The sequence below is a fragment of the Nissabacter sp. SGAir0207 genome, assembly GCF_005491205.1.
GTDB lineage: Bacteria > Pseudomonadota > Gammaproteobacteria > Enterobacterales > Enterobacteriaceae > Chimaeribacter.
Genome location: NZ_CP028035.1, coordinates 405,695 through 418,275, shown reverse-complemented (window position 1 = coordinate 418,275; position 12,581 = coordinate 405,695). Strand labels below are relative to the sequence as shown.

The window sequence follows — 12,581 nt, the reverse complement described above, 5'->3', positions numbered from 1 at the left end:
ATGAGCGGTTCCACACCGGCGGCGTCGCAGGATGCACCCCACCTACCCGCCGAGGCCACGGCCGCGCCGCATGACTCTACGAGCGGGTCGGCCACCGATCGCCCGCGCCGCCGTGCCGTGCGCCGTGCCACCCCACCGCGCGTGCGCGCGTGGGCGGAGGCCGCCTGGCAGTGGCCAGCCCAGTGCCGCTGGATGGAGCCGCTGCCGCTGCCGCACCGCCGGGGCATCCTGATTGCCGCACTGGTGGTACTGCTGGCGCTGCTGTGGCCCAACAGCGAGCCGCGCTACCCGACGCCGGAACAAACCCGCAGCCGTGACATCCTGTTGCAGGCGGAGTTGCAGCAGGGCAGCGGCGATGTGGAAGCGCGTGATGGCAGTTGGCAGACCTACCGCATCCGCGCTGGCCAGACGCTGGCGCAGCTGTTCCGCGACCATAACCTGATGGTAAATGACGTGTTTGCGATGGCGCAGGTTGAGGGGCAGGACAAGCCACTCAGCAATTTGCAGGCGGGCCAGCAGGTACGGATTCAGCGCAATGCCCAAGGGGTGGTGACGGCGTTGGAAGTGGAAGGCAATAACGGTCAGGTGCGCTTTGTGCGCCAGCCGGATGGCAGTTACCGACGCGCGGGTTGACCGCGCCTCCGTTCAGCAGCTGTGGCGGCCGCCAAAACGCAAAACGCCGGCACAAGGCCGGCGTTTCGCAAGAAGTGGAGTAAAACTTACTCTGCTTCTACAACGATGTTCAGTTGTGCGAACACATCGCTGTGTACCTGGAAGTGCACTTCGTGCTCACCCAGAGTACGCAGGACGCCGTTCGGCAGGCGAACTTCGCTTTTGGCAACTTCAACACCGGCCGCAGTTACTGCGTCAGCGATGTCACGGGTGCCGATAGAACCGAACAGTTTACCTTCGTCGCCTGCTTTAGACGCGATGGTAACGGTGCCCAGCTCGTTGATCTTAGCGGCGCGCGCTTCAGCAGCAGCCAGAACGTCAGCCAGTTTGGCTTCCAGATCTGCACGGCGTGCTTCGAAGAACTCAACGTTTTTCTTGGTAGCCGGGACAGCTTTGCCCTGCGGTACCAGGAAGTTACGAGCGTAGCCCGCTTTAACGTTGACCTGGTCGCCCAGGCTACCCAGGTTTGCTACTTTATCAAGCAGAATAACTTGCATTACCTTATCCTCTCAAAGTCGTATTAATGGACCGTGGCCGATTACTGATGACGATCAGTGTACGGCAGCAGAGACAGGTAGCGAGCGCGCTTGATAGCACGTGCCAGCTGACGCTGGTATTTTGCACGAGTACCGGTGATACGGCTCGGAACGATCTTGCCGCTTTCGGTGATGTAGTTTTTCAGCGTAGCGATGTCTTTGTAGTCAATCTCTACAACGCCTTCCGCGGTGAAACGGCAGAACTTGCGACGACGGAAATAACGTGCCATTTGGCTAGTCTCCAGAATCTATCAATTCAATCTGCTCGGCATGCAGTACCACTTTGTTCAGTCCATTGCGCCCTTGATGGCAACTAATGAAACCTGACACGGTAATCTGCGTACCGACCGTTAATCTGTGAGTTAATGCTTGTAGTGTGTGTCCGCTGGCGACCACGGGCATTCTGCACCATGCCAACCTGCTAAATCCGGCTTCCTGCTGCTGCGAGCGGTGCTCAAGCACAAACTGGCAGTGCGGTATTCCGGAAGGACTGACTTTTCGCGCGGGTGTTTTGCACACTGTGCCGGTTAACACCAGGCGATTGGCCATCACCGCAATTACTCTTCAGAATCCCCAGCATCAGCATCATCAGAGGTTTCGTTGGCGAAATCTTCACGACGCTCACGACGCTCGTCTTTCGCTTTAACCATCGGGGATGCTTCGGTAACCGCGTGCTTAGTACGCATTACCATGCTACGGATAACGGCGTCGTTGAAGCGGAAGTTAGTTTCCAGCTCGTCGATCACTTCCTGCGGCGCTTCAACGTTCAGCAGAACGTAGTGAGCTTTGTGCAGTTTGTTGATCGGGTAAGCCAGTTGACGGCGGCCCCAGTCTTCCAGACGGTGGATCTGACCCTGCGCAGCGGTGATAGCACCGGTGTAACGCTCGATCATGCCCGGAACCTGTTCGCTTTGGTCAGGATGGACCATAAAAACGATTTCGTAATGACGCATCGAATTGCTCCTTACGGATTATTCAGCCTCCTGTCAGGGTCAACCGCGGCCCATGGAGGCAAGGAACGTGTTTGTGTGCGGCTGAAAAATGACGCGCAATTATAGGGGCACTGTCAGGGAAACACAAGGAGTGAATAGGGATTAAACAGCCGCCGCGGCGCAGGCGCGCCTGAAGCCCAGGAAAGGTAAACCGCATTAACAGAGTTAGCCGTGAAAAAACAGAGTGAAATGCGGAAATTTCGTTCAGATTTCTTGAATGGCTCATTCAATAATTGCCGGTTTATAGATGAACAGCCTTGTTTAGAATGACATCGTGAAAGCACGGCGGTTTGCCGGGTTGCCACTGCCGGCAAGCCGTCGTTGCTCACCAGAAAAATGCAGTACCAGGGAAACCGATACAATAAGACCGATACCAGACGCTGCTTGACCCCCTTCATGGGGGTTTTTTTATGGGCGGAGATCGCCCCCTGCCCCTCCCTTGCACAAATTCCCGCCATATATGACATTTCCATGATCTAAATCAATAATATGGCAAATAAGTTATTACATTTTTGCCCTAAACCTTTTCCGTGCGCCGCCGTTATTGCCTTCTCCAACTCTACCTATATGGGATAACGATGATGACGGCACTCTCATTCCGCCGCTGGGGCCTTGGCGTCAAGCTCTCGGTACTGGCTTCGGTGACTTTTGCAGTAATCTTTTTGCTCTTTACCCTGTCGCTGACCCGCACCGCCGGCAACCAGCTTAAAGATCTGACCCTGAGTGACATGGAGAATCAGGTCACGGGCGTGGAAGACATGATCACCATGTATGACGCCAGCCTCACCAGTGAGGTCAGCAGCTATACCCAGCTCTTTGCCAGCTTTATCCCGACCCGCTTCAGCCTGCAAAGCCAGGAGGGCAAGACGGTGATGAAGAGCGGCGATATCGTGCTCAATGACAACACCGCCATTCCCGAAGATTTCCTGAGCCGCACCGGCGCCATCTCCACCCTGTTTATGCGCGAGGGGGATGACTTCCTGCGTATCACCACCTCGCTGAAGAAAGAGGATGGCTCACGCGCGATGGGCACCCGCCTTGACCGCCAGAGTGGTGCCTACCGTGCGGTGATGGCTGGCGAGACCTTCAAGGGGCTGGCGACACTGTTCGGCAAGCAGTTCATCACCCAATACCAGCCGATCAAGGATGAGAGCGGCAAGATCATCGGCATCATCTTTGTTGGCGTGAACATTACGCCGCAATTCAACCAGATGCGTGACACCATCTTGGGCAAACGCATTGGCGAGAGTGGTCACTTCTTCGTGCTGGACGCCAGCCAGAGCAGCAGCCGTGGCCAGTACCTGTTCCACCCGACCGCCGAGGGGCGCGCCCCGGCGTGGTCTGGCGACACCCTGACGCAGGTGCTGGCGCAGCCGCGTGGCACCCTCACCTATCAGGATGATGACCTGCCGGCTGGCAGCGGCGATCAGGTGCTGGTCTACCATGCCCTGCCTGCCTGGGGCTGGGTAGTGGCAGGCACCGCCGATGAGCGGGAGATTCTGGCGGGCGTGACCCACAGCCGGAACCTGTTCCTCGGCATTGGCGTGGTGCTGGTGCTGCTGTTCGCCGCCCTGTTCATGACCATCACCCGCAACTGGCTGAGCCGTCCGCTGGAAGAGGTGGTGAAAGTGGCGGAGGAGTATGCCGCCGGCAACCTGAGCGCCACCCTCTCCACCCAGCGTCAGGATGAGGTGGGCCGCATGATGACGGCGATGGCTGGCATTGGCCGTGGGCTGGCGCGCATTGTCGCGCAGGTGCGTGAGGCGGCGGTGGAGATCAACCAGAGCACCGCCTCGCTGGCGGCTGACAGCGAGAACATCACCGGCCAGATCTCCCGTCAGGCCAGTAGCCTGGAGGAGACCTCCGCCAGCATGGAGCAGCTCACCGCCACGGTGCAGCAGAATGCCGAGAACGTCTCTGAGGCGATGAAGCTGGTACGCCAGACCGAGTCCGCCGCGCAGAACGGCGGCGAGGCCGTGACGGCAGCCGTCTCGACCATGGGCGACATCAAGCACGCCTCCCAGCGCATCGCGGACATCACCACGGTGATTGAGTCCATCGCCTTCCAGACCAATATCCTGGCGCTGAACGCGGCGGTGGAAGCGGCCCGTGCCGGTGAGCATGGCAAGGGCTTTGCGGTGGTGGCCGCCGAAGTGCGCGCGCTGGCACAGCGCAGCGCCAAGTCGGTGAAAGAGATTGAGGCGCTGATCGCCGAATCCCTCGAGAAGGTGGAACAGGGCAACCGCATCTCCGCCCAGACCCACGAGGCGATGAATGACATCCTGTCGCGCATCCAGCAGGTGCGTACCATCGTCAGCGACATCGACATCGCCTCCCACGAGCAGTCCGCTGGCATCGGCCAGGTCAACATTGCCATTGTGCAGATTGGTCAGGCGACGCAGGAGAACGCCGCGCTGGTGGGCAATTCGGAAGAGACCGCCAGCGCGCTGAACCAGAAGGGTCAGCACCTGAAGAAGCTGGTCAGCATGTTCCGTCTCGACTGAGGATAATCCGCGTACCGGTCAAAATACGCACTACACTCATAGTGTCTTTATCAGGAGAAGTCGCCATGAACCTTTCCCGTATTTTGACCAGCCTGATGCTGGCTGTGCTGTTGAGTGGCTGCGGTGCCCTGCACACGACCCCAGAGCCACCGCCGCCGCCGAGTGCCAAGGCGCAGGAGATTACCCGTGCCCAGGCCGGTTCGCTGCAAAAGATGGGAACCATCTCCGTGCAGGAGCGGGGTAGCCCGATGGATGCCGCCCGCGCGCTGCAGCAGAAGGCGGACGCCAGTGGCGCCCGTTACTATGTGGTGCTGATGAACGATGAGACGGTGGTGCCCGGCATGTGGTACTCGCAGGCGATTCTCTATCGCTAGGGCGCCGGGAGAACAGGCAACTTACCATGAGGTGTGACAATGAACAGAGTGAACGTTCTTCTTCCGTGGGTTCTGCTGGCTGGCCTCTCAAGCACGGCGGCAATGGCGGCTGACGCCGTCAGCGCCAGCCAGGCCGCACGTCTCCAGCCCGCTGGCAGCGTGCATGTGCAGGGGATCCCCGGTAGCCCGCAGCGTGTAGAGCAGTTGATTGCCGCCAAGGCCGACGCCCAGCACGCCAGCTACTACCGTATCACCTCCCTGCAGGAGAGCCAGAGCAAAAGCAGCTGGCGCGCCAGCGCCACCCTCTACCGCTGACAGCATGATGCACACCGGGCGCCTTTGGGCGCCCTTTTTTATGCGCCGGTTGCCCGGTTGAGCAGGTCGGTGCAGAGACCCTCCGGCAACAGGTGATCGCCTCGGTGGTCGAATGCCATCCGGCACCACGCCTCCGCCAGCGGCGGCGAGCCATGACGCAGCAGCTCCGCGCCGCTGCACAGCATGAACAGCTGCTGGGTAATGGCACGGCCACGCGCCTCGACGGGCCGCGCCAACTGCGGGGCCAGTTGCCGCCAGCTCCGGTCAAACAGCCGGTTCTGGCCGCGCACCTCATGCAGCTCCTGATGCAGCATCTCTACCGCCCCCGGCACTTTTTGCAGCGTGCGCAGCACATCAAGGCACATGATGTTGCCAGACCCCTCCCAGATGCTATTGACCGGCATCTCGCGGAACAGGCGCGGCATTTCGCTCTCTTCGCAGTAGCCGATGCCACCCAGCACCTCCATCGCCTCGGCGGCGAAAGCACTGCCGTGGTGGCAGATGGCATATTTGGCGGCGGGCGTCAGCAGGCGGGCGTAGATCTGCGGCTGCGGCAGCTGGCGCTGCTCCCACGCCTGCGCCAGCCGGAACAGCAGTGCCGTCTGCCCCTCCAGCCGCAACGCCAGCCGCGCCAGCACCTGCCGCATCAGCGGCTGCTCCGCCAGCCGTTTGCCGAAGGTCTGCCGTTGCAGCGCGTGGTAGAGGGCCACCGAGAGCGCCCGCCGCATCAGGGCGTGGCTACCGAGCGCGCAGTCGAAGCGGGTGTGGCCGCCCATCGTCAGGATCTGCCGCACCCCCTCGCCCTCCTCGCCCACCAGCCAGCCAAGGGCGTCCTGGAACTCTACCTCGCTGCTGGCGTTGGCGTGGTTGCCGAGTTTCTCCTTCAGCCGCTCCAGCCGGATGGCGTTGCGCGTGCCATCCGGCAGCAGGCGCGGCAGGAAGAAGCAGGAGAGGCCGCCCTCCGCCTGCGCCAGCACCAGATGGGCATCGCTCTGCGGCACCGAGAAGAACCACTTGTGGCCCACCAGCTGGTAGCACTCACCCGGCCCCCGCGCGGCGCAGGGGCGCGCCTTGGTGGTGTTGCTCAGCACGTCAGAGCCGCCCTGCTTTTCCGTCATCCCCATGCCAATCAGCAGGCCGCGCTTCTGGTGGCCCGGCTGGCTGTGGGTGTCATAGCGATCCGAGAGCAGCGCCGGTAGCCAGTCAGCAAAGGGGGCAGGCAGCGCGCGCTGCAACAGTGGGATGGCACCGAAGGTCATGGTCACCGGGCAGAGCGAGCCGGCCTCCACCTGCCCATGCAGGATGAAGCGGGCGGCGCGCGCCACAAAGGAGCCGATGCGCGCCTCCTCCTGCCACGGCAGGTTGTGCACGCGGTTGGCGATCAGTCCCTGCATCAGCAAATGCCAGGCGGGATGGAAACGCACCTCGTCGATCCGCTGCCCACAGGCGTCGTAGCGCAGCAGCTCCGGCGGGTTGGCATTGGCCAGCCGGCCCAGCTCCAGTGATTCGGCGCTGCCCAGCTGTTGCCCCACTGAAGCCAGCAGGTCGGCGTCCCAACCGGCCTGAAAGCGTGCCACCGCCTCGCGCAGCGGCGTGTCAGAGAGAAACAGGTTGCTGTTGGCCAGGGGTTTGGGCTGATTGAATACCGTATGCGTTTGCCAGCTCATGACGTCTCCTCACACAGATGATGAGGGAGTAAGTATGGCGTTTTTGGCGGGTGACGCCGCCGGGGCGATCACAAAGAGGAAAACGCCGGGACAGATGCCCCGGCGGCAGGATCAGGCTTTCTGGCTGCGTTGGCGCACGACCTCAAACAGGCAGACGCCGGTCGCCACGGAGACGTTCAGCGACGAGACGGAGCCAGCCATCGGGATGCTGATCAGCTCGTCACAATGCTCACGGGTCAGGCGACGCATCCCTTCACCTTCGGCACCCATCACCAGCGCCATCGGGCCGGTCAGTTTGCTCTGGTAGACGCTGTGGTCAGCCTCGCCCGCGGTGCCAACGATCCAGACGTTGTGCTCCTGCAACAGGCGCAGGGTGCGTGCCAGGTTGGTGACGCGGATCAGCGGCACCGTCTCGGCCGCGCCGCTGGCCACTTTCTTCGCCGTGGCGTTGAGGGCGGCGGAGCGGTCGCGCGGCACGATCACCGCATGGACGCCAGCGGCGTCGGCGGTACGCAGGCAAGCGCCGAGGTTGTGCGGGTCGGTCACGCCGTCCAGCACCAGCAGCAGCGGGCTGGAGACGCTCTCCAGCAGCGCTGGCAGGTCATTCTCCTGGTACTGGCGGCCCTCACGCACGCGCGCGACGATCCCCTGATGCACCGCACCTTCCACCTTCTCATCCAGCCACTGGCGGCTGGCGACCTGGATCACGATGCCGGTGGCTTCCAGCTCCTGAATCAGGGGTTGCAGGCGACGGTCTTCACGGCCCTTCAGGATAAACACTTCCAGGAAGCGCTGCGGATCGCGCTCCAGCAGGGCCTTGACGGCATGGATGCCGTAAATAATTTCGCTCATGATGCTCTTTAACGGGTTCAGACGGGCCTTGCGGCCCGTGCGCTATCGGGTTGGCGGGCGATTCTACACCGTTAGGGACGGCGGCAGAATGCCCGCAGCAGGATTAGTTATCGCCCCGGCGTGGGCCACGGCGGGAGCGCGATCCAGAGGTGCTCTTTTTGTCCGACGGGCGGCGGGAACGACGCGGCTTCTTCTCGCCGGTTTTGCCGCTCTCATCCTTGCGGAAGGCGCTGTCCGGCTCAAAGTTGCCGCGTTTGCTGTTGTCGCGGCGCGGGCGGCTGCGGCCATCATCACGCTGGGTGCCACGCTTCGCCTTGTCGCGGGCGGTCTTGCCAGCGCCACGCGGGCGGCGGGTGCTGGAGACCAGCGCGAAGTCGATTTTGCGCTCGTCCATATGCACCGCTTCCACGCGGATCTCCACCTCGTCGCCCAGGCGGTAAACCTGACCAGAGGATTCACCAATCAGGCGCTGGCCGATGTTGTCATAACGGTAGTAGTCATTGTCCAGCGTCGAGACGTGCACCAGCCCGTCGATGAACAGGTCATCCAACCGCACGAAGAAGCCGAAGCCAGTGACGCTGGAGATGATGCCGTCAAACACCGAGCCAACATGATCCTGCATGAAGTCACACTTCAGCCAGTCGGCCACGTCACGCGTTGCTTCATCGGCGCGGCGCTCGGTCATGGAGCAGTGCTCGCCCAGTTGCAGCATGTCCTCGTAGTCGCTGTGCCAGCCGCCGGTCGGCGTCCAGCGCTCTTTCAGCGTGCCGTGCTGCTTGGCGAGGATATATTTGATCGCGCGGTGCAGCGCCAGATCCGGGTAACGACGGATTGGCGAGGTGAAGTGCGCATAGGCCGAGAGCGCCAGACCAAAGTGGCCGCGGTTCTCAGGATCGTAGATCGCCTGTTTCATTGAGCGCAGCAGCATGGTTTGCAGCATCTCGTGATCCGGGCGATCGGCGATGGCGTCCATCACGTCGGCGTAGTCTTTCGGCACCGGCTTCATGCCGCCGCCCATTGACAGGCCCAGCTCACCCAGCACGCTCTTCAGCGCGGAGATGTGGTCGTCGCTCGGGCGATCGTGGTCGCGGAACAGCGCCGGCTCGTTGAACTTCTCAACAAAGCGCGCGGCGGCGATGTTCGCCATGATCATGCACTCTTCAATCAGTTTGTGCGCGTCGTTGCGCACCGTCGGCTCTACGCGCTCAATGCGGCGCTCGGCGTTGAAGATGAACTTCGCCTCTTCTGTCTCAAAGGCGATGCCGCCACGGTCGGCGCGCGCGTCGTCTAGCACCTCATACATGTGGTGCAGCTCTTCCAGATTCTTCACCAGCGGCGCGTACTGTTCACGCAGCTCCTGGTTGCCCTCGATGATCTGCCACACCTTGTTGTAGGTCAGGCGGGCGTGGGAGCTCATCACGGCTTCGTAGAACTTGTAGGAGGAGAGACGGCCGGTGGCAGAGATGGTCATCTCACACACCATGCAGAGGCGGTCAACCTGCGGGTTCAGGGAGCAGAGGCCGTTGGAGAGCACCTCTGGCAGCATCGGCACCACCTGGGAGGGGAAGTAGACCGAGTTGCCGCGGTTGCGCGCTTCGTCATCCAGCGCGGTGCCGGGGCGCACGTAGTAGCTGACGTCAGCGATGGCAACCCACAGGCGCCAGCCGCCGCCGCGCTTCTTCTCACAGTAAACGGCGTCATCGAAGTCACGCGCGTCCTCGCCGTCGATGGTCACCAGCGGCAGGGTGCGCAAGTCGATGCGCCCTTTTTTCGCCTCTTCCGGCACCTGCTCGCTCAGGCCAGCAATCTGCTTCTCAACGGCCTCAGGCCAGATGTGCGGGATCTCATGGGTGCGCAGCGCGATGTCCACCGCCATGTTGGTGCCCATCTTGTCGCCGAGCACCTCGACGATTTTACCCACGGCCTTGGTGCGGCGCGTCGGGCGCTGGGTCAGCTCGACCACCACCATATAGCCCATGCGCGCCCCGCTCACCTCTTCCGGTGGGATCAGGATGTCAAAGCTCAGGCGGCTGTCGTCAGGCACCACAAAGCCGGTGCCGGCGTCGGTGAAGTAGCGGCCTACGATCTGGCTGGTCTTCGGCACCACCACGCGCACAATGCGCGCTTCGCGGCGACCACGGCGGTCAGTGCCGGTCGGCTGTGCCAGCACCACGTCGCCGTGGATGCACATCTTCATCTGCTCGGCGGAGAGGTAGATGTCCTCTTTCTTGCCGCCTTCCAGGCGCAGGAAGCCAAAGCCATCGCGGTGGCCGATGACGGTGCCCTTCAGCAGGTCAAGGCGCTCCGGCAGTGCGTAACACTGGCGGCGGGTGAAGACCAGCTGGCCATCGCGCTCCATGGCGCGCAGGCGGCGGCGCAGCGCTTCGAGCTGCTCTTCGCTGGAGAGTTCCAGCTCATTGGCCAGCTCTTCGCGGCTGGCCGGAGCTTCACGTTTTGCCAGATGCGCGAGGATAAACTCGCGGCTGGGAATGGGGGAGTCGTATTTCTCTGCTTCCCGTTCCAAAAATGGATCTTGTGACATTGCGGTTCCTCCGTTGTCATCAGCGGGGTTGTGCTGAAATGTGCTCATTCAACAAGCAACAGTTTGTAGAGCGGCGCATTATCTTTGACCATATCGGCCAGCGTGTATTGATCGAGCTCTTTCAGGAAGTTCTGCACCGCTTGGTTGAGGATCTGTCGCAGGCGACAGGCGGGGCCGATATGACAAGACTCGCTGCCACAGTTCACTAGCGCCATTGGCTCAAGGGCGCGTACCACGTCACCGATGCGGATCTGTGTCGCTGGCCTGCCAAGGCGGATGCCGCCCTTCTTGCCGCGTACGGCAGTCACAAAGCCTTCCCGGCTTAACTGATTGATTATCTTAACCATATGGTTACGAGAAACACCATAAACAGCAGTCACCTGAGAGATGTTCGTCATCTGATCAGCTGGCAAGGAAGCCATATAGATCAGGGCTCTTAAACCATAATCAGTAAAACTTGTTAACTGCACAACACACCTCTGGGCCGATGGCCCTGCCTGTAGGCACCTGATCTCACAACGCTTAATGTTTACTTCTGTAAGACTACTCTTTGGATGATAAACCAGCCACAAAGAATGCAGCTAATCATTTAAACCCGGAATGGAATGCAACGAGCACAACACGGAAGGAAAAAACAATAAACCGGGCACGATGGCCCGGTTTGGCATTCAGATCACTGAACGATGCGACAATCAGGCATCAAACGGATCGCGCAGGATCATGGTTTCGCTGCGGTCTGGGCCGGTGGAGATAATGTCAACCGGGACATCCGTCAGCTCTTCCACACGCTTGATGTAGTCACGCGCGGCTTGCGGCAGTTTATCAAACTCTTTCACGCCAAAGGTGGACTCACTCCAGCCCGGCATGGATTCGTAAATCGGCTCGATGCCATCCCAGTCTTCGGCGGCCAGCGGGGTGGTTGACACTTCGCGGCCATCCGGCAGACGGTAGGCCACGCAGATTTTAACCTCTTTCAGGCCATCCAGCACGTCCAGTTTTGTCATGCAGAAGCCAGAGAGGGAGTTAATCTGCACCGCGCGGCGTACTGCGACCGCATCCAGCCAGCCAGTACGGCGGCGACGGCCAGTGGTGGCGCCGAACTCGTTGCCCTGTTTGCACAGGAATTCGCCGGTTTCGTCGAACAGTTCGGTCGGGAACGGGCCAGCGCCCACGCGGGTGGAGTAGGCTTTCACGATGCCCAGCACATAGTCCACATAACGCGGGCCAATGCCGGAACCGGTCGCCACGCCACCTGCGGTGGTGTTGGAGGAGGTCACGTACGGGTAGGTGCCGTGGTCGATGTCCAGCAGCGTGCCCTGCGCGCCTTCGAACATGATCAGCTCGCCCTGCTTGCGGGCGTTGTCCAGCAGCTCGGAGACGTCCACTACCATGCCGGTCAGGATGTCGGCAATCGCCATGACATCATCCAACACTTTCTGGTAATCGACGGCTTCTTCTTTGTAGTAGTGCACCAGCTGGAAGTTGTGGTACTCCACAATCTCTTTCAGCTTGGCGGCAAAGTTCTCTTTGTTGAACAGGTCGCCAACGCGCAGGCCGCGACGGGCAACTTTATCTTCGTAAGCTGGGCCGATGCCACGGCCAGTGGTGCCGATTGCTTTGGCGCCGCGGGCTTTTTCACGCGCAACATCCAGCGCGACGTGGTAAGGCAGGATCAGAGGGCAGGCTTCAGAGAGCAGCAGGCGCTCACGCACCGGAATGCCACGGTCTTCCAGCTGTTTCATCTCTTTCATCAGGGCGTCAGGGGCCAGTACAACACCGTTGCCGATGATGCTGGTGACGTTATCACGCAGGATGCCAGAGGGGATTAAGTGGAGGACGGTTTTCTCACCGTTGATAACCAGTGTGTGGCCGGCGTTGTGACCACCCTGGTAGCGCACAACATATTTAGCCCGTTCAGTCAGCAGGTCAACGACCTTGCCTTTGCCTTCGTCACCCCATTGGGTGCCCAGTACGACGACGTTCTTACCCATTTCAAGAATCACCAGGTTGCTTAAAAAAGGATTCTAACATCTCATTCACGGGCTTTCAGTAGTTTTTAGCACACGATTGCCTGAAAAATTTTCGCCAATCAAGCGGCGATCACACCGCATATGGGGCAGATCCTGA

14 protein-coding genes are annotated in these 12,581 nt (G+C 60.9%); 4 read left to right on the top strand and 10 right to left on the bottom strand.

Annotated elements, in window-relative coordinates; all coding sequences use genetic code 11:
- Entirely contained in the window at positions 1-633 is a 633-nt protein-coding gene (locus C1N62_RS01915) for a LysM-like peptidoglycan-binding domain-containing protein (RefSeq protein ID WP_370465582.1), read from the top strand.
- A gap of 86 nt (positions 634-719) precedes the next feature.
- Here C1N62_RS01915 and rplI read toward each other — a convergent pair whose 3' ends face one another.
- The 5 genes from rplI to C1N62_RS23110 form a co-directional block, all read right to left on the bottom strand.
- Complete coding sequence (rplI, locus tag C1N62_RS01910; protein WP_137762032.1) at positions 720-1,169, bottom strand: 50S ribosomal protein L9; 450 nt, start codon at positions 1,167-1,169, stop codon at positions 720-722.
- A gap of 41 nt (positions 1,170-1,210) precedes the next feature.
- The gene (gene rpsR, locus C1N62_RS01905; protein WP_005974788.1) at positions 1,211-1,438 is read right to left on the bottom strand and encodes a 30S ribosomal protein S18; all 228 of its coding nucleotides are present in this window, start codon (positions 1,436-1,438) and stop codon (positions 1,211-1,213) included.
- 4 nt (positions 1,439-1,442) lie between these two features.
- Positions 1,443-1,760 (bottom strand): primosomal replication protein N, encoded by a 318-nt coding sequence (gene priB / locus C1N62_RS01900; protein WP_168195793.1) that lies wholly within the window; start codon positions 1,758-1,760, stop codon positions 1,443-1,445.
- Between the two features lie 5 nt (positions 1,761-1,765).
- Positions 1,766-2,161 carry a 30S ribosomal protein S6 gene (gene rpsF, locus C1N62_RS01895; RefSeq protein ID WP_137762030.1) on the bottom strand — a complete coding sequence of 132 codons (396 nt, stop codon included), beginning with the start codon at positions 2,159-2,161 and terminating at the stop codon, positions 1,766-1,768.
- Between the two features lie 113 nt (positions 2,162-2,274).
- Positions 2,275-2,673, bottom strand: coding sequence for a hypothetical protein (locus tag C1N62_RS23110; RefSeq protein ID WP_168195781.1), 399 nt, complete (start codon positions 2,671-2,673; stop codon positions 2,275-2,277).
- A gap of 108 nt (positions 2,674-2,781) precedes the next feature.
- Here C1N62_RS23110 and C1N62_RS01890 point away from each other — a divergent pair, with 108 nt between their 5' ends.
- From C1N62_RS01890 to C1N62_RS01880, 3 genes are all read left to right on the top strand, one after another.
- Complete coding sequence (locus C1N62_RS01890) at positions 2,782-4,704, top strand: methyl-accepting chemotaxis protein (protein WP_137764875.1); 1,923 nt, start codon at positions 2,782-2,784, stop codon at positions 4,702-4,704.
- A 65-nt stretch (positions 4,705-4,769) separates the two neighbouring features.
- Positions 4,770-5,078 carry a biofilm peroxide resistance protein BsmA gene (bsmA, locus tag C1N62_RS01885; protein ID WP_137762029.1) on the top strand — a complete coding sequence of 103 codons (309 nt, stop codon included), beginning with the start codon at positions 4,770-4,772 and terminating at the stop codon, positions 5,076-5,078.
- Positions 5,079-5,117: 39 nt separating this feature from the next.
- Entirely contained in the window at positions 5,118-5,393 is a 276-nt protein-coding gene (locus C1N62_RS01880; RefSeq protein WP_137762028.1) for a DUF1471 domain-containing protein, read from the top strand.
- Positions 5,394-5,431: 38 nt separating this feature from the next.
- Here C1N62_RS01880 and C1N62_RS01875 read toward each other — a convergent pair whose 3' ends face one another.
- From C1N62_RS01875 to C1N62_RS01855, 5 genes are all read right to left on the bottom strand, one after another.
- On the bottom strand, positions 5,432-7,060 hold the full coding sequence (locus tag C1N62_RS01875) for an isovaleryl-CoA dehydrogenase (RefSeq protein WP_137762027.1): 1,629 nt from the start codon (positions 7,058-7,060) through the stop codon (positions 5,432-5,434).
- Positions 7,061-7,171: 111 nt separating this feature from the next.
- Complete coding sequence (gene rlmB / locus C1N62_RS01870; RefSeq protein ID WP_137762026.1) at positions 7,172-7,912, bottom strand: 23S rRNA (guanosine(2251)-2'-O)-methyltransferase RlmB; 741 nt, start codon at positions 7,910-7,912, stop codon at positions 7,172-7,174.
- A 103-nt stretch (positions 7,913-8,015) separates the two neighbouring features.
- Positions 8,016-10,454, bottom strand: a complete 2,439-nt coding sequence (gene rnr, locus C1N62_RS01865; protein WP_137762025.1) for a ribonuclease R — start codon at positions 10,452-10,454, stop codon at positions 8,016-8,018.
- Between the two features lie 44 nt (positions 10,455-10,498).
- Entirely contained in the window at positions 10,499-10,924 is a 426-nt protein-coding gene (gene nsrR / locus C1N62_RS01860) for a nitric oxide-sensing transcriptional repressor NsrR (protein WP_137762024.1), read from the bottom strand.
- A 222-nt stretch (positions 10,925-11,146) separates the two neighbouring features.
- Positions 11,147-12,445 carry an adenylosuccinate synthase gene (locus tag C1N62_RS01855; RefSeq protein ID WP_137762023.1) on the bottom strand — a complete coding sequence of 433 codons (1,299 nt, stop codon included), beginning with the start codon at positions 12,443-12,445 and terminating at the stop codon, positions 11,147-11,149.
- Between the last annotated feature and the right edge of the window lie 136 nt (positions 12,446-12,581).